The sequence below is a fragment of the Amycolatopsis sp. CA-128772 genome (genome assembly GCF_002904295.1).
Lineage (GTDB): Bacteria > Actinomycetota > Actinomycetes > Mycobacteriales > Pseudonocardiaceae > Amycolatopsis.
In genome coordinates this window covers 110,201-129,898 of record NZ_PPHG01000027.1, presented here as the reverse complement: position 1 = coordinate 129,898, position 19,698 = coordinate 110,201, and the positions used below count along the sequence as shown (strand labels likewise).

At 69.9% G+C, this 19,698-nt stretch carries 17 protein-coding genes and 3 pseudogenes; 9 read left to right on the top strand and 11 right to left on the bottom strand.

Annotation, left to right across the window (positions count from 1 at the left end):
• Positions 1–2: 2 nt before the first annotated feature.
• On the top strand, positions 3–1,946 hold the full coding sequence (locus C2L59_RS12915) for an ABC transporter ATP-binding protein (protein ID WP_233223448.1): 1,944 nt from the start codon (positions 3–5) through the stop codon (positions 1,944–1,946).
• On the opposite strand, the gene C2L59_RS12910 is transcribed toward C2L59_RS12915, so the two are convergent.
• The 5 genes from C2L59_RS12910 to C2L59_RS12890 are packed head-to-tail and all read right to left on the bottom strand — an operon-like array spanning position 1,922 to position 8,014.
• A complete protein-coding gene (locus C2L59_RS12910; protein ID WP_146060349.1) occupies positions 1,922–3,172 on the bottom strand; it encodes an MFS transporter in 1,251 nt (416 codons plus the stop codon). The two genes, C2L59_RS12915 and C2L59_RS12910, sit on opposite strands and share 25 nt — an antisense overlap.
• Positions 3,160–3,630: a (2Fe-2S)-binding protein gene (locus C2L59_RS12905; RefSeq protein ID WP_103349757.1), complete on the bottom strand. Its 471-nt coding sequence runs from the start codon at positions 3,628–3,630 to the stop codon at positions 3,160–3,162. Before C2L59_RS12905 ends, C2L59_RS12910 begins: the two co-directional genes overlap by 13 nt.
• The gene (locus C2L59_RS12900; protein ID WP_103349756.1) at positions 3,596–4,417 is read right to left on the bottom strand and encodes an FAD binding domain-containing protein; all 822 of its coding nucleotides are present in this window, start codon (positions 4,415–4,417) and stop codon (positions 3,596–3,598) included. The genes C2L59_RS12905 and C2L59_RS12900 overlap by 35 nt, the downstream gene beginning before the upstream one ends.
• The gene (locus C2L59_RS12895; RefSeq protein ID WP_103349755.1) at positions 4,414–6,408 is read right to left on the bottom strand and encodes a xanthine dehydrogenase family protein molybdopterin-binding subunit; all 1,995 of its coding nucleotides are present in this window, start codon (positions 6,406–6,408) and stop codon (positions 4,414–4,416) included. Before C2L59_RS12895 ends, C2L59_RS12900 begins: the two co-directional genes overlap by 4 nt.
• Positions 6,401–8,014, bottom strand: coding sequence for a YcaO-like family protein (locus C2L59_RS12890; protein ID WP_103349754.1), 1,614 nt, complete (start codon positions 8,012–8,014; stop codon positions 6,401–6,403). Before C2L59_RS12890 ends, C2L59_RS12895 begins: the two co-directional genes overlap by 8 nt.
• 15 nt (positions 8,015–8,029) lie before the next feature.
• On the opposite strand from C2L59_RS12890, the gene C2L59_RS12885 reads away from it, so the two are divergent.
• Complete coding sequence (locus C2L59_RS12885) at positions 8,030–8,278, top strand: hypothetical protein (protein ID WP_103349753.1); 249 nt, start codon at positions 8,030–8,032, stop codon at positions 8,276–8,278.
• A 263-nt stretch (positions 8,279–8,541) separates the two neighbouring features.
• Here C2L59_RS12885 and C2L59_RS12880 read toward each other — a convergent pair whose 3' ends face one another.
• From C2L59_RS12880 to C2L59_RS12865, 4 genes and pseudogenes are all read right to left on the bottom strand, one after another.
• Positions 8,542–9,006, bottom strand: coding sequence for a pyridoxamine 5'-phosphate oxidase family protein (locus C2L59_RS12880; RefSeq protein WP_158263061.1), 465 nt, complete (start codon positions 9,004–9,006; stop codon positions 8,542–8,544).
• 705 nt (positions 9,007–9,711) lie between these two features.
• Positions 9,712–11,174: pseudogene (locus C2L59_RS50320) on the bottom strand (BTAD domain-containing putative transcriptional regulator).
• Between the two features lie 9 nt (positions 11,175–11,183).
• Positions 11,184–11,438 (bottom strand): annotated as a pseudogene (locus C2L59_RS50315) (winged helix-turn-helix domain-containing protein); the annotation flags it as partial.
• A 41-nt stretch (positions 11,439–11,479) separates the two neighbouring features.
• Positions 11,480–12,217 (bottom strand): annotated as a pseudogene (locus C2L59_RS12865) (SDR family oxidoreductase).
• Between the two features lie 178 nt (positions 12,218–12,395).
• Here C2L59_RS12865 and C2L59_RS12860 point away from each other — a divergent pair.
• Entirely contained in the window at positions 12,396–13,085 is a 690-nt protein-coding gene (locus tag C2L59_RS12860; RefSeq protein ID WP_103349750.1) for a GntR family transcriptional regulator, read from the top strand.
• Positions 13,086–13,226: 141 nt separating this feature from the next.
• Positions 13,227–14,228, top strand: a complete 1,002-nt coding sequence (locus C2L59_RS12855; RefSeq protein ID WP_103349749.1) for a hypothetical protein — start codon at positions 13,227–13,229, stop codon at positions 14,226–14,228.
• Between the two features lie 79 nt (positions 14,229–14,307).
• Here C2L59_RS12855 and C2L59_RS50310 read toward each other — a convergent pair whose 3' ends face one another.
• Together C2L59_RS50310 and C2L59_RS48860 are read right to left on the bottom strand one after the other, a co-directional pair.
• Positions 14,308–14,496, bottom strand: a complete 189-nt coding sequence (locus C2L59_RS50310) for a hypothetical protein (RefSeq protein WP_370444736.1) — start codon at positions 14,494–14,496, stop codon at positions 14,308–14,310.
• Positions 14,497–14,512: 16 nt separating this feature from the next.
• Positions 14,513–15,097, bottom strand: coding sequence for a hypothetical protein (locus C2L59_RS48860; RefSeq protein ID WP_370444735.1), 585 nt, complete (start codon positions 15,095–15,097; stop codon positions 14,513–14,515).
• A 416-nt stretch (positions 15,098–15,513) separates the two neighbouring features.
• Between C2L59_RS48860 and C2L59_RS12840 the strand changes: the two genes are divergently transcribed.
• From C2L59_RS12840 to C2L59_RS12820, 5 genes are all read left to right on the top strand, one after another.
• Complete coding sequence (locus C2L59_RS12840; protein WP_103349748.1) at positions 15,514–16,386, top strand: hypothetical protein; 873 nt, start codon at positions 15,514–15,516, stop codon at positions 16,384–16,386.
• Positions 16,305–17,522, top strand: a complete 1,218-nt coding sequence (locus C2L59_RS12835) for a hypothetical protein (RefSeq protein ID WP_103349747.1) — start codon at positions 16,305–16,307, stop codon at positions 17,520–17,522. Before C2L59_RS12840 ends, C2L59_RS12835 begins: the two co-directional genes overlap by 82 nt.
• Positions 17,523–17,764: 242 nt before the next feature.
• Entirely contained in the window at positions 17,765–18,754 is a 990-nt protein-coding gene (locus C2L59_RS12830; RefSeq protein WP_103349746.1) for a bifunctional DNA primase/polymerase, read from the top strand.
• A 107-nt stretch (positions 18,755–18,861) separates the two neighbouring features.
• Positions 18,862–19,377 carry a hypothetical protein gene (locus tag C2L59_RS12825; RefSeq protein ID WP_146060348.1) on the top strand — a complete coding sequence of 172 codons (516 nt, stop codon included), beginning with the start codon at positions 18,862–18,864 and terminating at the stop codon, positions 19,375–19,377.
• Positions 19,374–19,634, top strand: a complete 261-nt coding sequence (locus tag C2L59_RS12820; protein WP_103349744.1) for a hypothetical protein — start codon at positions 19,374–19,376, stop codon at positions 19,632–19,634. The genes C2L59_RS12825 and C2L59_RS12820 overlap by 4 nt, the downstream gene beginning before the upstream one ends.
• The last annotated feature ends 64 nt before the right edge of the window (positions 19,635–19,698 follow it).

Sequence of the window (19,698 nt, the reverse complement as noted above, 5' to 3'; positions counted from 1 at the left end):
TCGTGGCGGGCGACAGCGCAGGACCCGACGACGACAACAGCCCAACTCACGTGGCCCTCATCGGCGCCGAAAATCTGGCGACGCCGAAATGGGCGCGGGTCGGAGAGGATGTCGCTTCGGCAGGGGTATGGCGGTCTGTGCGGACCTTACCGTCGGCGTTTTCGATGATTGCCGGGTTGGCCTGGAAGACCTCCCGGCGCTTGGCCGTGTTCGTCGCGCTGACCCACGCGGCGTCGGGAGTGGCCGCGGCCTACGGGCTGCTGATGACTGCCGACGTGTTCTCGGCCTTGCTCCGGGACGGGCCCACCCTGGACAAGCTGGCTGCTTCGCTGCCCGCGATGGTCCTGGTCATCGCGACCTATGCGACTCGAGCCGTCATGGAGTCGGCCGCGAGCGCGGTCGAAGGGACGCTGCGACCGCGGGTGATCCGCGCCGCCGACGGCGCGGTCACGGCCGCCGTACTGCGCGTCGGCCTGCTCGACCTCGAAGACGCGGACTTCCAGGAGCTGGCCCGACGCGGCTCCCAGGACGGCGTCGAATACATCGGCTTGGGCGTGCAGCAGGTCGCGCGGCTGTTCGGCGCCGCGGTGTCGATGCTCGCCGCCCTTGTTACGGCCGGCCTGCTCAACCCCTGGCTACCCCTCGTGCTGCTGCTCGGAGCATCCGCCGACGCCTGGGCGTCCGGCCGGGTCGTCCGGCTCAACCGACGGCACTTTCTCGACAACGTCACCCGCGAAATGCGCAAGTCGGTCGTCGGCACCGCCGCCACCTCTCGGGACTTTGCCCTCGAACGCCACGCCCTGACCCTGCAGGATCGCCTGCAGAGCGAGTACGACCGCATCGCCGACGGGTTGATGTACGACGAGATCCGTCTTGCCCGACGCAGCACCGGCATCCGACTGGCGGGCCGCGCGATCGCCGGCGTCGGCACTGGGGCCGCCTACGGAGTCCTGCTGCTGCTCCTGTGGACCGCTGCGATGCCGCTGGCCGTCGCCGGCACCGCACTGCTCGCGATGCGCACCGCGGCAACGGCGTTGACGAACAGTCTGCGCGAGATCAACCAGTTACACGAGGGCGCGTTCCACCTGGAGATGTACCGTGAACTGGTCGACGAAGCGGTTCGCCGCCGTCAGCCCCGTCGTGCGCTGAAGGCGCCGGAAGACCCGCGAATCATCCGCTTGACGAACGTGTCGTTCACCTACCCCGGGCAAGATCGGCCCGCGCTGCACGAACTGGACCTCACCATCCGGCGCGGGGAGGTCGTGGCCCTCGTCGGAGAGAACGGGTCCGGGAAGACGACGCTCGGCAAGGTGCTGACCGGCCTCTTCCCCGCCACCAGCGGAACCGTCACCTGGGACGACGTCGACCTGGCCGCCGCCGACCCGCTCAGCGCGCACGAGCAGGTCGCCGTGATCGCGCAGAACCCCGCCGAGTGGCCGATGACGGCGGAGAACAACATCCGGGTCGGCCGACTGTCGCGAGACGACAGAGATGGCTTCGGCTGGCGGCAGGCCATCTCCCTGTCGGGCGCCGACGAGGTGATCGACGGCCTGCCGTACAAGGAAAAGACGCTTCTGTCTCGCCGGTTCCAGGAAGGTCAGGATCTCTCCGGCGGGCAGTGGCAACGGATCGGCGTCGCACGTGGTATCTACCGGGACGCCGCCCTGCTGGTGGCGGACGAGCCGACCGCGGCCCTCGACGCCCGCGCCGAAGCCCGGGTCTTCGATGGTCTGCGCAGTGCGAGCCTGACCGGTGAAGGCACCCGGACGACGATCCTCGTCACCCACCGCCTCGCCAACGTTCGCTCCGCCGACCGCATTGTCGTGCTCGAGGGCGGCCGCATCGTCGAGCAAGGTACGCACGACCAGCTGCAAGCGGCCGGCGGACTGTACAGCGAGCTGTACGAGATCCAAGCGGCCGCTTACCGGGAAACAGCCGAGTTCTGAGCTGCCCGCTGCGCTGCCACGGCTTTCCGGACCGGGCTCGACAGCAGCGGCACGAGGGCGAGCGCGGCGTAGGCCAGAGTCATGGCGAGGATGACGACGTCGATACTTGCGCCGGCCATGATCGCGCCCGCGGCGGCACTGCCCAGGGGGAAGCCCAGTGAAGAGATCGCGGTGCGCGCGCCCATCACTTGCCCGCGCAAGTCCGGCGGGATCAGTCGCTGGACCAGTGACCGTTCGACGACGTAGTAGGGGCCCCACAGGAAGGACGCCACGCCGACCAGGACGACGGCGATCACGACGTTGTGTGCAAGGGCCAGGAGACCGAAGAAGGGCGCGCCACCCCCGATGGCCAGCGCGATCTTGACCGTCGGACGGAGGTTGCGGGACAACGCCTGGCCGAAGACGACGCCGAGCAGCGCTCCCCCGCCCGTCACGCCGACGAGCAGTCCGTACGCGCTCGAGCCGGCGCGCAGCCCGTCCCGGCTGAAGACCGGGTAAAAGACCTCCACCATGCCGTTGAGGAAGAGGAACCCGACGGTGGCCAGGGTGAGCGTGAGGACAGCGGGGAGGCGGAACAGCGCGCCGGTGCCCAGCCACTTCTCGACGAACCCGACGGGCGGCTCGGTCGACGTCATCCGAACGTGCGGGAGCTTGAAGCAGATCAGGCTCATCAAGCCGAATGAGAGCGCGTCCACGATCAGGGCGGGTGACGCCCCGGTCAAGGCGACGATCAGGCCGGACACCGGTGGCCCGACGATGTAGGCGAGCTCCCAGTTGGCCCCCAGCAAGGCGTTCGCCGGCTCCAGGTCGGAGTCCTCGACCAACCGCGGTACCAGCGCGCCTTCGGCGACCTCGGTGACTGCCGACAGCGCGGCGCAGGCAGCCGCGATCACGCAGATGGCCGGAACGTTCAGCAGCCCAACGGCCGCCAACAGGGGCAGCAAGGCGACGAGTACGCCGCGCAACGCGTTGTCCCAGCCGAGAAGCACCCGCGGCTGGAACCGATCCAGCAGCCGGCCGGCGATCGGCGCGCTGAAGATCCGGGGAAGGCCGAAGCACAACAGCACGACACCGAGCTCGGCCGGGCCGGCGGTGGTGAGCACGAGCCAGGACAGAGCCACGGTGGTGAACGCGTCGCCGGCGCGGGAGATCAGCATGCCCAGCCAGAACCAGCGGAAGGCCGGGTTCCGGCGGACCACCGCCAAGTCGTGGATCACTTTGCGCACGGTGCTCCCTCCTCGGCGGACTCACAGGACAAGACCGCGTCGACGATGCGGGTGTAACCGGTACAGCGGCAGACATTCCCGGCCAACGCCCGGCGAGCGGCTTGCCGCTCGTCACTCGGCTCATGAGGTTGCGACAGGTGAGCCCGCGCGGCGACGATCATTCCGGGGGTGCAGAAGCCGCATTGCGCCGCACTGTGTTCGGCGAACTGTTCCAGCAGCTCGTCTTCCCTTTCCGCCAGACCTTCGATCGTCGTGATCCGGCGTCCCCGGGTCGTGGCCGCGAGGACGATGCACGACAGCACGGGCCTCTCGTCGAGCAGGACGGTGCACCCTCCGCAATGGCCACTCCCGCAGGGTGACTTCGTTCCCGTCAAACCCAGTTCCCGCAGCCACGTGACCAGGCTGCGGCCGTCGTCCGGCAGTTCACGTGGCACTCCGTTGACGTCCGCCTGTGACATCGGCAGTTCTCCCTTCGCACCGGACGATCAGGCGGCGCACCAGCGTCGCGGCCACGGCTCGCCCGTGGCGGGTGTCCGGGGCGTCGTCGTTCAAGGTCAGTTCCGCGGCGGCCTGCGCGGCCACCTCAGCCGGGCCTTCGCCAGCCAGCCAGCACTTTTCCGCCGACGGCAGTCTCGCCGGCAGCCGGCCGGGCATGCCTACGGCGACAGCCGCGCGCGCCGCCGTGCGGCGCACCGCCACGCTCGCGATGTTCGGTCCCCCGGCGGCACGAACGGCTGCTTTCGCGAATGCCGTATGACCACCCGGCGCCCAGTTCAGGGACAATAGCAGAAGATTACGGTTGATAAATAACTCGACCAGGGGAACGCGGTGGATCCGGCGGCGCGATCGGAGGTCGAAAGCGTCTCCGTGCGCCTCGGCCACCAGCAACGCGACGGCGACACAGCCCGGTGACGCCGCCACCACATTGCCCCCTACGGTGGCGAGTTCGCGCAGGGCCGGCCCGCCGATCGACGCGGCCGCACTTCCCCACGCCGCGTCCGGATGCCGCGCCGCGATTTCGCGCAGGCTGCACAGTGCACCGCAGCCGGCCTCGGCCGTGTAGGCGAGTTCCCGGATGGCGCCGAGGCAGAGCGCGGTCTCCGGCACGGGTCCCGCTCGCCAAGCCGGCACAGCGAGCGTTCCGCCGGCCACGATCACGGCGTCCGGGTGCTCAGCCAACATCTCCATCGCCTCGTCGACTGACCGCGGTTGGAGCAGCCGCCGCGGAGCGTCCACCCGGATCATCGGCCGGCTCCCGCGAGCAGGCCCCAAACGACGTCCGGACGCAGGGGGATCGAGGTCGGGAGCACGCCGGTCGCGTCCGCGATCGCCCCCGCCACGGCCGCCGGGACCGGCACGATGGGCAACTCACCCAGGCCGAGGCCCCCGTACGGCGCAGCGTCGACCGGCCGGTCGACGAACAACGCCTGGACATCCGGTACGTCGAGGCTGGTCGGCACGCCATGGGCGTGAATGGTCGTGACTCCTTCCGGTGGGCAGTGGTCAACCAGGGCGAGACCGATGCCCTGCGCCACACCGCCCTGGACCTGCCCGGCCGCGCCGGCGGGATTCAACACGCGACCACAGTCGGTGACCATCAGGCAGTCTTCCACGGTGACGGTGCCGATCGCGAGATCGACGGCGACACCGACGAAGCAGGCACAATAGCTGGCCGGCGCCCGATCCGCGCGGAAAACGACCGGGTCCCGAAAACCGGCACGCACAGCACGAGCTGCCTTCCGGGCTGCTCCGGCACCGAGGAAGACGCTTCGCTGGGCCGCGCTCCCGACGTCGGCCGGTGTCACGGCCGTGTCCCCCTCGACGACCCGGACCGCCTCCACGGGGATGCCGAGTTCCTGGGCGACCACTTGGGCCAGGACGGTCGAGGAGCCAGTGCCGCTGTCGCAGGTCCCGGTGATCAACGTCGCGCCGCCGTCCTTGCGGAACTCGACGCGGGCTTGGCTGAACTCGGAGTCCTCCCCGGTCACCGTCGACTTGACGGCGATCGCGACGCCGTGACCACGCAGGACGTCTGCTGAGCGCTCGGCCCGGCGGGGCCACCCGAACGCCTCCCGGCCTCGTTCGAGGCACTCGCGCAGGCGAGGATGCGCGTTGCGGCACCGCAGCTCGACCTGGTCGATCCCCAGGCGGCGCGCGGCTCCGGTGACCGCGGTCTCCACGGCGAACCCGAGCTGGGCGACCCCGTAGCCGCGGTACGCACCACCAGGCAACGTGTTCGTCCGGACCACCTCGCCGGAGAAGTGGTGAGCCGCGCGCGGATACATCGTCCGGCCGGCCAATGCAATCGCGTTGGCCACGTAGGGCGCGTGCGAGCCGTAGGCACCGGAGTCGACGACGGCACGGACGTCGAGGGCCGTCACCAGACCGGTCGCGTCGGCGCCGAGCTTCACGTCGGCGCGCATGCCGTGGCGCCGCCGAGTCGCGCGGAATTCTTCGGCGCGGTCGTAAATAAGCCGCACCGGACGCCCGAGCTCACGCGCGGCCCAGGCGACCAGCGCCTCTTCGTACATGTCCTGACGCAGGCCGAATCCGCCGCCTTCGTCGACCTTTCGTACCCGGACGTCGGCCTCGGCCAGGCTGAGCACGAGCGCCACCAGGTGCCGCAGCTCTCCTGGCGACTGCGTGTTCGACCAGATCTCGACGCCATGCGGAGTCGGGACCGCCCGGCAGCTGTGCGTCTCGAGACAGACGTGGTGGGCCCCGGCGACCTCGAACCGCTCGTCGACCACGACCGCGGCCTCCCGCAGGGGCCGCTCGACGTCGTCCCCGAACCCCATGCGTCCCAGGACCGCGCCACCGGCGAGCGCCGCGTCGATCGTCATCAGCGCTTCGCGGACCTCCCAGGACGCCTCGGCGGCGGCGACCGCGCGTTCCGCCGAGACGGCGTCCTCGGCCAGCACCAAAGCGACGCCGTCACCGACGTGCTGAGCCACCCGCGTCAGGAGCTTCTTGTCCGACGCCGCGCGCAGCTGCGGTGTGTCCGGCGCGAGCGCCGGGTTGAACCGGCCCGCCGGAACGTCCTCGGGCAGGAACACGCCCAGCACCCCGGGTGCGTCGATCTTCAGCTCGATCAGCTTGGCTTTCGGGTGCGGCGACCGGACGACCCGGGCCCAGACGTCCCCGGGCCAGGATCGGTCGGTCAGGAAACGCTGCCGGCCGGTCACCTTGTCCGCGATGTCCACTCGCCGCACCGCTCGGCCGACGACCTCAGGCATGGGGCATCGGCACCAGGTTCACCGCGGCCTCGTCGAGCGGCTCGGCGCGCCACCCCAGCTCGACCGCGGTGTTCGCAACCACTCCACGTCCCAAGGCGGGGAACGCGGCCGGGGTGTTCGGCACCAGACCGGGCACGAGGGTCCGCACCACCCGCAGTCCCGCCGCGCGCACGTCCGGGGTCGTGATGTCGGCCCGGAACACCTCATAGCCTCGCCGCTCGACGAGGGCTCGCAGATCTTCTTCGGCCGGCGGCGGCAGCGGGCGTTCGGCGGGGACGTCGAGCCACGGCCGGATGAGGTCCTGCGCCCGGGGGTCGAGGTGCAGCTGCACCTGCGCGGTGAGGTCGACGACGTCCCGGAAGTCCCGGCGGAAGTCGTCGAGGTAACCCCGGTCGGCGCGCCACGGCTTGAGCCCGGTGCCGTCGATCCGGCCCGCGCCTGCGGCCTTCCGGTACCCGCCGTGCTCCTCAATCAGGTCGCGGCCGATGTCCTGCAAGGTGAGCGCCTCGGTCCAGGCTTTCAGGCCGGCCTGGACGGGGTCGGGACGGGCGGCGAACCCGACGGTGAGGAGGCCGTCGTCGAGGTCTTCGACGCAGCCGGCGAGCACCGGGAACCCGAACTCGTTGTCGAGCGGGACGAGCCAGCGCCGCTGCCGGTAACTGGACGGCCACACCGCTCGCAGCTCGGCCGTCAGGTGCGCGCCGGGCAGGCGGGCGGCGTTGAGCCACCACGTCATCGTGGCGTGCCGCTCGACGACCTCCTGCAGGCCGGCGGCGGTCGCCGCGGCCACGTCGGGCCCGGCGGCGATGCCGGGGAAGAACGTCCCGTTGGTGGGCGGGTCGTCCGCGAAACTCGGCGTGAACCAGTTGGCGTAAACCAGGCTCGCCGGTACCCAGGCGGGCTCGTCGCGCGTGACCGAGTGTCCGCGGACCCAGTGCACGGGCAGGTCACGGGTGAAGCGGACGAACGGGAACCCCGGGGTGTCGTACTGGCGTTCCGAGAACAGGACGAGGGTGTCGGGATCGACGGCGTGCTCGCCCGCCGCGGCCAGCTCGGAATAGGTCGCCTTGGTGAGCAGCTCACGCTGGACCACATTGCCGCAGTAGCGCTCGACGGCCTCGCCGACCGCGGCCCGGGCGGCGGCCTCCCGGTCACCGAAGGTGCTGCCACCCGCTACCGGGTCGTTTCGCCAGGGGCTGACCCGGCTGATGTCGCAGACATTGGCCCGCACGGTCGTGAGCGTCCGCGGGATCGACGCGTGATGCCCGACGTCGGTGAGGCCGCGGACGATCCCGGTGCGGTCGTCGACGAGGAGAGCGTGCGGATCGGCCGGCAACACCGCGGGCCGCTCGACTTCGGCGAACGGCAGGACCGGATGCGCGGTGACCGCAACCTGCACCGGATCGAGTTCGACCTCGTGCCACTCAGCCCAGGCGCGCTCGCCGTCGAGCCAGCGCCGGAAGTCGGCCAGCGCTGTCCCGATCATCCAGCGCAGGTTCGCTTCATCAGGCGGCTCCAGGCCCGCCACCGGGATCGGGTCGTCCAGTGCGGACAGCAGGCCGGGGTCCGCGGTGGCGCAACGACGCCTCGCCAGCAGGTCGTCCACTGTGGGACTTCCGCCGTGACGCACGTGCGGCCCGAACCAGCCGCGGCCACGTTCGAGATGGAGATGCGTCCAGCGGAGCCCGAGTTCGCGGCACCGGCGTTCAGCCAGCGTGAGGAGATTCCGGTCGAGCTTGGCGGACAGGAGCAAAAGAACCGTTTCGCCGGCGGCGATGTCCGTTCCGTCAACGTCGGCCGATGGTTGCACAACGGGAAATCCGGCGTTCGGTACGTGCGCGAACAGCTCTTCATCCCCTTCCAGCAGTAGTCGTATGGAGCGCGACGAGGGTTTCCGAAGGCAGCCGTGTTGCGCCAACGCTTCCAGCAACTCGAGGAGGCGACCACCAAAGGGCCATCGCTCGGCGAGCTGGTGGACGGTACTGCTGCCGTCGCAGGCTTCGAGCAGTCCGCGGACGTCGGCGTCGTCGTGACGCAGCCGGAACAGGCCGCCGTCCGGAGCACCGACGAGCACCCCGCCACCGGGATGGCGAAAAAGTTCCGCCTGTGCAAGTCGAGGGCAGTCATCCGATTTCACGACTGCACCTCCGGCGCGTGCCAGGCGGTCCGCGTCGGCACCGGCCGCAGCCCTTTCGCGGTCTCGTAAGCGGCGTAGTCCGCGCGCTCGATGTCGAGGAAGAAGAAGGTTGTGGTGACGACGTCGTCACCACTGGCCGCGCGCTTCCGGAGCAGCTCGGCGGCCAGCTCCTCGGGAAACAGTCGAACGCGGCCGCGAAGCGTGAACTCGGCGTCCTGCGGCCCGGGCAGGGCGTGCAGGACGAACCGGGGGTCGCGGCGCAAGTCGTGCAGTTTCGGCGACGAGCCCATTACGCCGATGTAGATTTCCGCACCGAGAAAGGCCGGGCAAACCGGATGAACCCGCGGCGCGCCGTCTTCTCGGACAGTGGCCAAATAGGCGATGCCATATTTTGAAAGTATCTTCTTGCCCCAGGCCGCCGCTTCCGGCGAGCCCTCGGCGAAATCCTGCCACGAACTCACTGCGGTTTCCTCCTCCGGACAGGCCCTTCCCGGGCCGACACCCGCCGACCCGGGAAGGAAAATCACCCGAGAACGGTGAATCAGTCCTCTTCGGCCTCGTCCCATGAGAAGGTCGAGAACATCGTGGTGTGGTGCCCCGGGGCCAGGATCTCTTCGCCGTTCTCCACGCGGTTGGCGTCCTCCAGCATGACACTCTCCCTTTCGTTCAGTGATCCAGGAAATGCCACCTCTCGGCGACGAATTCGACGTTAGCGAGAGGCCGAGAAACCGGGCAATGCGATGGCGGGTTGTCGCCACCGACCTGCGACCCTGTTGCGTTATGCGGTCGTCGTCAACAGGGCGGCGAAGCCGGGCGAGTGGCGCTCAGCACGGGCGAACGCCGAGATCCGGAAGCGCGAAGCTCGTCTCGACCACCAATGTATCGACGTAAATCCCCTGGTCAGACCGTTCCCATCCTTTGGCGGTCCTGCCGAGGGCTCGAACCTGCGCATGTTGTTCACCGCGCGCTCCCCCGCGCCGACGCTCCATCACCAGCCGCACGTCGACCCGGATCAGCAACCCGTCGGGCAGCGCGATTGGTGTGATTCCCGCCGGAATCTCCCGGGGGCACAGTGGCCCACCAGCACAGAACGGCCTCTGACCAGGCAGAACCTGGGCAGGGGCCGCTCTTGTTTGGTCCGGCGGTGTCCGGGGCTGTCCGGCCGTCTACGGCACTCCACCCCCCCATGCGCCTCCAGCTACCGGCCGTCCACTCTCCCAGCCGAGGGCCCGCTCAATGCAGTCGTGAGCCGCTGACTCCAGGCCGGCGATGACCTTGGCGTAGATCTGGTGCAGGACGGCCACCGAGTGGCCGGCCCACTCCGCGCACTGCGTGGACGGCACCCCCGCGGCCAGCCAGGTCGACACGCAGGCGTGTCGGAGGTCGTAGGGACGCTTAGCAAGCGGCGAGGCGTACTCGTCCTCTGAGAGCGCACCCTTCCGCGCCCTGTCCCACACGCGGCCAATCGTGGACTCGGCGAGGTCTCCCCCGGTCAGGTTCCGGAACAGCCGTCCGTCGGCCGCCGTGCCGAGTGTGGTCAAGTGCCTGTGCACAATCGCTGTCAGCGGCGGCGGTGACGGCACTGTGCGGACTTCTCCCTTTCCCCGTTGCTTGAGCTGTCGGCGGTCCCGACGTTCTCCGCTGTCCGTCCAGGCCGCGCCGGTGATCGGCGCCGTCTCCGACAACAACAGCTCTCCCCAGCTCTCCTCGGGGAGTTGCAAGTCCGACTTACGCAGCATGGCCGCCTCCTCCGGCCGGAGAGCCGCGTAATACATGACGGCAAAGAACGCGACCAGCATTGGCCCGGACGACCGGCGAGGCTGCCCCTCGATCCGCTGTGCCTCCACTGCGGACAGCAGGCTCCTCGCCTGCTGCGGGTTGATGACCACGCGCTTATCAATTGCCCGCACGCTCTTCGGGGCCGTCCACTTCACCTCGGAAAGTCGACTGCCGGAGATCGTCGTCGAGCTGTTCGGCGATCCGGGTCAGCGTCCAGTGCGGACGAGCGAGCAGGCGCGCGGCCGCGACGTGGACCGACAGCGGCTGGTGGGAACATGCGTCGAGGAGCCGGCGGGCGGTCTCCGGCTCGGCCCGCAAGCGGCTGCCCGGCCGACATCTGCGCGGGTACGGCCACGGCTGCGGACGCAGGCGCGGCGAGCGCCGGGTCGGCGCGGAGCAACCGGTGGTGCAGGCGCCGAAGCCGCTCGCCCGGATCCGCGCCCAGCTTCTCCCGCAACAGGTGCTGCACCTCGGCGAACACCGCCAGCGCCTCGCCCGGCCGGCCGCGGCGGGCCAGGGTCAGCATTTGGAGCTCACGCAGACGCTCCCGCATCGGGTACTCGGCGACCAGGGAGCCGAGCACTTCCTCCGCCGCGTCGAGCTCGTCCAGCCCGATCTCGCGGGACAGGCGTTCTTCCCAGACGGTGAGGCGAAGCCGCTCGAGCTCCGCCCGTTCCCGCTCCAGGTACGGGCCACGGGCGCCCATGAAGGGCGGCCCCGTCCAGCACCCCAGTACCTCGCGCAGTTTTTGCGCGGCCGCGCCCGGGTCGCCTCGCTTCTCGGCGGCGCGGGCATCGGCGATCGCGCGCTCGCATCGGGCCAGATCGACCGTTCCGGGCGCCGTCCGCAACCGGTACCCGCCGGCGACCGACTCGATCGGCGCGTCGGCTCCCAGGATCCGGCGCAGCCGGTAGACGTAGGTTCGGACCGTCTCGCGCGCTCCCGGCGGAGCTTCCTCCTCCCAGAGGGCATCCACGAGCTGTTCCAGGGAGGTGGCGTGGTCGGCGCGCAGGAGCAGCAACGCCAGGACTGAGCGTTGCTGCGGCGACCCCAGATCGACGTCTTCGCCGGCGCGCGATGCGGTGATCGCGCCCAGTGTCGTGAACTGGATCACCAGCACCCGCCTGTCGATTCGTGTGTCGCGTCGGCGACCGCTCAGCGAGCAGTGTAGGCGCCGCCGTTGACGTGGACGACCTGGCCGGTGATGTGTCCGGCTCCCTCACCGGAGAGGAAGAAGACGGTGTCGGCGACTTCGGCGGGCGTTCCGGCTCGCTTGTCGAAGGCGACGGAAACCCGGGCCCGGACCCATTCTTCGGTCACCGTGCCCTGGAAGAACTCGGTGTCCGGGGTGCCCCCGGGAGCGACGACGTTGGCGCTGATGCCGCGGCCGTCCAGCTTCTTGGCGAGGTCGACGTTCCACCCCTCGATGGCCGCCTTGGCCGCGCCGTAGGAGCCGGAGCCCTACTTCGCCCCGATCGAGCCGGCAGTGACGATACGCGCGCCGTCGGTCAGCCGCGGCGTCAGCGCTTCCGTGACGAGCACGGCGGTGAGGACGTTCGCGTCGAAGTTCGCGCGCCACGCGGCCGCGGTCCCGTCGAGTTCACCGGCGTCGACGGCGGGCCGCCGCCGGTCGGTGTTCCCGCCGGCGTTGTTGACGAGCACGTCGACGGTGGCGGGTAGGTGGTCGAGCGCGGTGCGGACCGACGCGGGATCGGCGGCCTCGAAGACCGCATAGCGCACGTCGAGCTTCGCGGCGGTTTCGGCCAGGACGTCTTCGCGGCGTCCGGTGATGAGTACGGCATCGCCGGCGGCCGCGAAGAGGGCGGCGGCGGCGCCGCCGATGCCGGTGCCGCCACCGGTGACGACGACGTTCCGAGGCTTCTTACCAGGCATGGCAATTCCTATGTGGATCGATGGGCCCGGGAGCAGGGGAAGCGGACAGGTCGCCGATCTCGTCGAGCAAGACGAACTGGCGAGCCGCGGGGTCACCTCAGTCTGAGCCGGCGACCATCGAAAGGTCAATGGATGTTCGAACATCCAGTTTGAGATCGAGAATGTGTATGCTGAGCCCATGGCGACATCCGCTGTCTCGAGGACCCGCACCGACGATGTCTACGAGGGGTTGCGCGCGGACATCCTCGGTGGCGTGCTGGCTCCCGGCGAGCGCCTAAAGTTCCGGCCGCTGTGCGCGCGGTACGACGCGAGCGTCAGCCTCGTCCGCGAAGTGCTGAGCCGGCTCGCCGAGCAGGGACTCGTCCGCGCCAGTCCGCAAGTCAGGTTCCAGGTGACCCCGATCTCCGAGGCGGACCTGCTGGACCTGACCGCGACCCGGGTCGACATCGAAGGCTTGGCCCTGCGGCGCTCCGTCGAACGCGGCGACCTCACCTGGCGGTCCCGGCTCGTCGCGGCGCACTACACCCTGGCCAACACGCGCCGGCGCGACCCGGCCGATCCCGGCCGCGTCACCCCGGAGTGGGAAAGCGCGCACGCCGCGTTCCACGACACCCTGCTCGCCGGCTGCGGCAGCGAACGCCTGTACGGCATCGCTTGCGCCTTGCGCGACAGCGCCAAGCTCTACCGGCGGTGGTCCGAGGCCCTCGACGAGCGGGACCACGAACGCGACCCGGCCGCCGAACACGCCGCCATCACCGACCACGCGCTCGCCGCCGACGCCGACCGGGCGGTAGCCGCATTGACCGACCACATCCGCTTGACCACCGACCTCATCCTCAACGCCCGGACGGCAAGCGAGTCGGACTAGCCTCGGGGCCGCGAAGGGCTATCGGGAACTGACCCGGCGCGAGCGTGACCCGGCAAGTGCTGGCGCGCCCGCGTCGCCGAATGTCGGGGACTCCACTTAAGCCCGCTGCGAGCGCCAGCGGACTCGATACCCTGACCAGTCATGATCGTCGCTTTGCTGATCTCCGCTTCCGCCCTGGTCATGTTCGACCTGTGGCTGGTAGCGGTTGTGGTCACGGCCGTCGTGCACCCACGCCTGGCCAACCGGCGCCTGCGATGGGCGGTGGCTGACCATGCCGAAGATGTACGGAACCGGGTGAGCCTGTTTGCCCAGCTCTCTCTGATGGGCATGGTCAACACCGTGGCCGGAGCGGCCGCGGGCCTCGGCGCGTCGATGTACGTCGTGAACAGCAGGGTCCAGTTCACCTGGTCGATCGCACCGGTTTTCCTTCTCGGCATCACGCTGGTGCTGGTCGAAGGCGGTGGCTTCGTCATCGGATACTGGGCCTCGCGCCCCCTGCGCAAGTGGATCACGAACCCGTCCGTGCTCGAGGCAACCCTGCGGAAGCAACTGCAATCAGGATCGGCACCGGACGAAGTTCTTGAGGAATTCAGCCAAATTCTTGCTGAACTCGACCGCAAGCTCATCATTCGACGACTAATAACCCCGGACGGACGTGTCTTGCCTGGAATGCGATCACCTATCGCCGAGGACGAGTGGCCGCCGGCTGGAGACCACGATCCGATGGCATGGGCCCGGCGCGTCCGTGCCGACCTCGAACCGTACGCGGCCTGGCGCTGGCTCTGGCGCGGTTTGAAGGCTGTTCTCGTTCTCCCGCTGGGACTCGCGCTGCTCGCGTCCGGCACCGTCGTTGCACTGACCGACATGGTGCTTCATCCGAATCCGGCTGGCGCGATCGTCTTGGCTGTGGTGCTCGTCCTGTGGCACGCCCTGCTGGCCGGGCTGGGGGTCAGGGCGGCGCGCGAGGGCATCGTCCTCCTCAACCGGCAGCACGCCCTCCTGCGGGCAAAACTCGCGGTGTGCGCCGACCTGATCCAGGCACTGCGTGACCTGAACCGATCCGATTTCCCAGCACCGGCCACGCCCATCCTGTCGGTCGGCCGCTGGCAACTGCTCCGCCGACCCCGGGTGGGGCGTGGCTGAACGCTGGATGGCCAGGCAACGCGGAGCCCCTGGATCGGCCCTACCCGGGCTACTCCTGATCCACCTCGTCCGGATCATCCTAATTGTTGCCGTCGCTCTCGTTCTCGTCGTCGGCGGGCAGGCCCAGAATCCGCGCGATCTTGCCCAGCGATTCTTCTTCCAGCCCGGCCAGGACTTTGGCGTACACCTCGTGCAGCACCGCCACCGAGTGCCCCGCCCACAGCGCCACCTGGGCCGAGATCACGCCACGGGCGAGCCACGTCGACACGCACGCGTGCCGCAGGTCATACGGCCGGCGAGCCAGCGGCGACCGGTACTCTTCCGGCGTCAGCGGCCTTGCGAGCCTTGTCCCATACCCGCGCCAGCGTCGACTCGGCCACGTCGCCGCCGTCCATGCTCCGGAACAGCCGGCCATCGTCGGCGACGCCGTACTGCTCGAGGTAGTGCTGCAGCAGGGCGGTCAGCGGTGGCGGGCACGGCACCGGCCGTACCTCCCCTTTCGCGCGCTGCTTGAGCTGACGCCGGTCGCGCCGCTGCCCGCTGTCGGTCCAGGCCGCGCCGGCGATCGGGGCCGTCTCCGACACCAGCAACTCGCCCCAGCCCTTCCGCGGCAGCTTCAGGTCGACGTCAGGCAGCATCACTACTTCCTCGTGCCGCAGGGCCGAGTAGTACATCGTGGCGAAGCACGCGACCAGCCGCGGCCCGGACGAGCGCCGCTCCACGATCACCGGCTCGCTCGCGCCCCGCGGCAGCCGCATGACCTTCTGATCGGCCACCGCGGCCAGCAGCTGCGGGCCCTGCTTCGTGTTGACCACGACGCGCGTGTCGATCGCCCGGACATCGCCGACGTCTGGCTGACGCTCTCCCACCGCGGCGGAATGCTCAACCTGCTCCGGAATCCGGCCCCAAGGTGAGCTGAAGCAAGAACTTGACAGGAGAAGCACCTTCGGCGATGAGCCGCTGCCGTGGATCAGGCAGAGGAACGAGGAAAGTGTTGCTGCGCTGAGAGAAGCGCGTGCGGCGTTCCCGGTCGGGCCGACGCACTCTAGCGGAGCCTGGCGTCGGCGGAAGCTCGCCCACTCACAGCATCAGCCGCGGTTGAGCAGGCCGGCGGGCTTGCCGCCGACGCGGGCGGCCCCGCTCGGGCGAGTGCGTCCCGACCGGGACACCCGCACACCGCCCCTCCTCCACCGCCAGACGGGAATCGAGGACGGCCCGGCGCGTGGGATTCATGGCCGGTCGCCGGGGTTGCCGGTGACCGGCCGGCCCGTGTGAAGGAGCCCGCGTGACCAGCACGATGGATCTGCCGACCCAGCGCGCCGACGAGACCGACACCACCACACCGGTCGTCGAACTCGCACCGTCCGACCTCGACAGCGCCGTCACCGAACCCGCCGACATCGAGAAGGCGGCGCCCGGCGGCAACCCGCTCGTCGGGCTGTCGGAGGAAGAACTGGCGGCGTTGCACGCGCGGTGGGACGCCGAGATCGACACCATCATCCACATCAACCCGGACGAGGCGCTGCTGGCCGACAACGTTCGCATCGAGAACGCCGACGCGGATCCGGCGACCACGGCGAACTTTAAGAACAACGGCATCAACACCGCGGCCAACGGCTACCGCAACTACGAGACCGGCATCGTCATGATCACCGAGGGCCAGCGTCGGTTCAACAACGCCCGCGAAGCAGGCGTCACGCTGCCAGTCTGGATAAAGACCCCACCGCCGACTGACGAGCGCAAAGCCACCATCCAGCGGATCGTCCGCCAGCTGGACGAGAACGACATCCGGGAACCCCTGACTCTCGCCGACACCGCCCGGGCCATCCATCAGCTGGCCGCATTCAACCTCACCCCCGCAGGGATCGCCCGCAAGCTCGCCCGCGGCAAGAACGGCACCGCCTACGTCACGCAGGTGCTGCAGGCCGGGAAGAGCGAGCTGGCTCTCAAGGCCGCCGAACGCTTCGACCTCGACCTCGTCCAGACCGGGGTGGTCGCCGAGTTCGACAAGGCCGGTGACCGCGAGACCGCCAAGGAACTGATCCGCATCGCGCGCACCGAGCCGAACAACTTCCAGTGTTCGCCCAGGCCAAGCGCGACGAACGCGCCGCTGCACAGCGGCTCGCCATCCTGGTCACGACGCTCTTCCGGGAGCTGACCGCCGCCAAGGTCGCGATCTTCGGTGACACCCTGTCGGCCTACGACGGTGACGCCCGCTCGCTCGACCGGCTCCGCCCCAGCCCCGAGGACGCGCCTCACACCGCGCTGACCGCGGAGGAGCACGCGTCCTGCCCCGGCCACGGCGCCTGGATCGAGGACGACCACCACGACGACAACGGCGACCCCATCCCGGTGGCCGTCTACGGCTGCGCCGACTTCCGCGCCCACGGCCACGCGCTCAGCCACGCCCCGGACGGCCGTGTTGATCTCACCCCGCGCACCGCCAGCACGCCCGACACCGGTGACAGCGGTAGTGCGGACGCTGCGGGCGAGGAGAGCGACCTCGCCGCCGCGCCGGCCGCGCTGGCCGCCGACGATCGCGCCCGCACCGAGGCGCGGATCATCCGCCGGTGGGTGCGCAAGAACAACGAGCTGATCGACGCCTCTGAAAAGCCGCGACGTGCGTGGCTGGCCGAATTCGTGCTCCGCAAGACCGCGCCCAAGGGCGCGCAGCTGTTCCTCGCCCGGCAGAAGGCCCACGGCGGCTACGAGCTGCGCCGCGCATTCAACCAGAACCACGCCCTCGCCCGACAGCTGCTCGACCTGCCCGTCGGCAGCACCGTGACCGACCTGTCCGACAAGATCGCCACAGCACCCACGCCGGCAAAGGCGACCGTGTACGACATGTTCCTCACCTTCTGCGCGATGGAGGACGCACTCTCGCGCAACGCATGGCGATACGCCCTGCAGGCGGCGCAGGAATACATGACCGCGCTCGTCGGAGCCGGCTATCCCGCCTCCGACGTCGAGCGGCTGATCATCACACCGCAGAGCGAGCGCGACGTCATCGCCGCGGCGCTCGGCGAGACCACCCCCAGCGACGCGGCCAACGACACCGCCGCTGAGCAGCACGGCGACGTGCTCGATGCCGGTACCACCGATGACTCCGGCCCGGCTGAGCCGGGCGACGACGGGTCGCACCTCAGCGCCGGGATCAACGACGCGACCCACGACTGCCAAAGCGAGAGCGCGGGCGGTCCGGGAAACAACGTCGCGATGGAACTCTCCGAGGGCACCGGCGCTCCGGCCGATCCGGACGCGGCCGCCGCGGAGCTGGCCGGAGCCGCGAGCTAGCCGGCCGACACCACCCGATGTCACCGGACAGGGGCGGGCCCGCACACCTCGTGCCAGGCCCGCCCCTGCCGTCGCTGTCCTCCTCGACGCCCGCTCAGCGTTCTCGCGGCGCAGAACGGAGTTTCACCAATGCACCCACATCTTCCACCGAATTTCCAGCACATCCACCGCACCCGCACTGACATCGGCCGGCACCGCCACGACACCCCTGGTCCTGCCCTGGCAACTGCCGAGCTGATGCCATGACCACGATCGTCACCTCTGCCACGATCGCCCGTCCCCGGCCCTTCGCCGGCAAACTCCTCCACGCCGCGCTGGAGGCCGCCGAGCGCGGGTGGCCGGTGTTCCCACTCGTCCCCCGCGGGAAGAAGCCCGCCATCGAGCGCTGGCAACAGCGGGCCACCTGCGATCCCCGCCGCATCCGCCGCTGGTGGACCCGCCACCCGAGATGCAATGTCGGGATCAGCTGCGAGCCCGCGGGCCTGCTGGTGCTGGACCTCGACGCGGCGCACGGGCGGGTCCCCGAGCCGTGGGCGCGCCGCGGCGTCGCCCACGGCCGCGACGTCCTGGCGCTGCTGGCCCAGCTGGCCGGCGAGCCCGACCCTGTGGACACGTTCACCGTCGTGACCCCGCGCGGCGGCGAGCACCGGTACTTCTCCCGGCCGCCCGAGTCGCGGCTGCGCAGCACCGTCGGTGAGCGTGGCCGTGGACTCGGCTGGCACGTCGACACCCGCGGCCCTGGCGCGCTTGTCACCGCGCCCGGCTCACTCGCCACCGTCCACGGCGTGCCCGTGCCCTACACCGTCACCGGGGACCTGCCGGTCGCGATCCTTCCTGGCTGGCTGGTCAGCGCCCTCACCCCGCTGCCTCCACCACCGCTGGAGGCGGCCCCGCCCTCGCCGCTTCCGGCGACCAGCCGCCGGGTCACCGCCTACGTCCAGGCGGCCCTCGACGCCGAGTACCGCAACGTCGCGACCGCCACCGAAGGGCACCGCCACATCACGGTGTTCGCCGCCGCAGCCGCTTGCGGCGAGCTGCTCGGCAACAACTGGATCAGTGCCGCCGCGATCACCCAGCACCTGACCGACGCTGCCCGCCGGCACCTCGGTGTCGCCGACTTCGACCGCGCCGAGCTGAGCAGAACCATCCGCGACGGCATCGCCAAGGGACGGAAACACCCGCGCATCCTCACCGACCGACCAGCGCCGCCGCGCGGCCGCGCACGCGCGTAGGTGCGACTACGCGCCGATCTCGCAGAGCCGCTAGGCCACAGACAAAACGGAACAACTGACGTACTCCTCAACGCCACAGTCCATATGAGACACACGAGGTGATCGCCATGTCCGAGGACGTGCTTCAGCACTGCCACGCCGACGTCCGCGCAGACGAACAGCTCGTCAGTGGGGATGACCAGCCCGCCTTCCCCGCACAGCTCGGTGAACCGCAGCTGATCGCCGAAACTGATAAGGGCCAACGGTTCTACACGGTGAGACCCCGGTTTCGGCGAGTGGCCGCCGAATGGGTCGCCATCACCGTGGAAGCCACCTCCGACCACCTGAGGTTCCGCTGGGACGGCGCTGACCTGCTCGTCATCGACGACGCCGCGGTCAATCCCGACGATCCGACGAGCACGCCCCACATCGACCGTATTCGGCCGGACTCCGGCGGCCGGTACTTCTTCGACGGCTGGTTGTGGAACGAGGCCGACGCCGCCACGCACCGATCGGACGACACCTCCCGCGCGGCCTTGACGCTGCTGGCGCAGGACCGTCCCCGGCCGGTCGCGCCTTTGATCCGGTACGTCACCGAGCACACCGACCCCCGCTCGACCCGGCGCGACCGTACAACCCCGTGAAGGGAACAAATCATTGCACGCCCACACCGAACTCATCTGCCTTCACCTCTGAAGCCTTCTTCACCATCACGTTCTCGCAGCTCGTCCAGCTCAGCCTCACCTTCGTCGGCATCTACCTCGGCTGCTGGCTCGGGCTCACGCTCATCGGATTCCTCGGCGCGCTGGGCGAAGCAGTCATCGAACGCGTGCGCGCGAAAGCCAGGCGCGACGCCGAAAGGGCGGAAGGCAGCACCAGGCCGACGCCGCCGAAGCCGTAGCCCGGTAGCCGCACAACGCCTCACACGCGCCGCCGTCCCTGCCCGCCACGCGCCAACCCGCCGA

Excerpts from the sequence above, each read along its gene's own strand:
- C2L59_RS12825 (WP_146060348.1), top strand. The coding sequence starts at position 18,862 with ATGTCCGAGGACGTGCTTCAGCACTGCCACGCCGACGTCCGCGCAGAC.
- C2L59_RS12905 (WP_103349757.1), bottom strand. The coding sequence starts at position 3,630 with ATGTCACAGGCGGACGTCAACGGAGTGCCACGTGAACTGCCGGACGAC.
- C2L59_RS12900 (WP_103349756.1), bottom strand. The coding sequence starts at position 4,417 with ATGATCCGGGTGGACGCTCCGCGGCGGCTGCTCCAACCGCGGTCAGTC.
- C2L59_RS12860 (WP_103349750.1), top strand. The coding sequence starts at position 12,396 with ATGGCGACATCCGCTGTCTCGAGGACCCGCACCGACGATGTCTACGAG.
- C2L59_RS12830 (WP_103349746.1), top strand. The coding sequence starts at position 17,765 with ATGACCACGATCGTCACCTCTGCCACGATCGCCCGTCCCCGGCCCTTC.
- C2L59_RS12855 (WP_103349749.1), top strand. The coding sequence starts at position 13,227 with ATGATCGTCGCTTTGCTGATCTCCGCTTCCGCCCTGGTCATGTTCGAC.
- C2L59_RS12895 (WP_103349755.1), bottom strand. The coding sequence starts at position 6,408 with ATGCCTGAGGTCGTCGGCCGAGCGGTGCGGCGAGTGGACATCGCGGAC.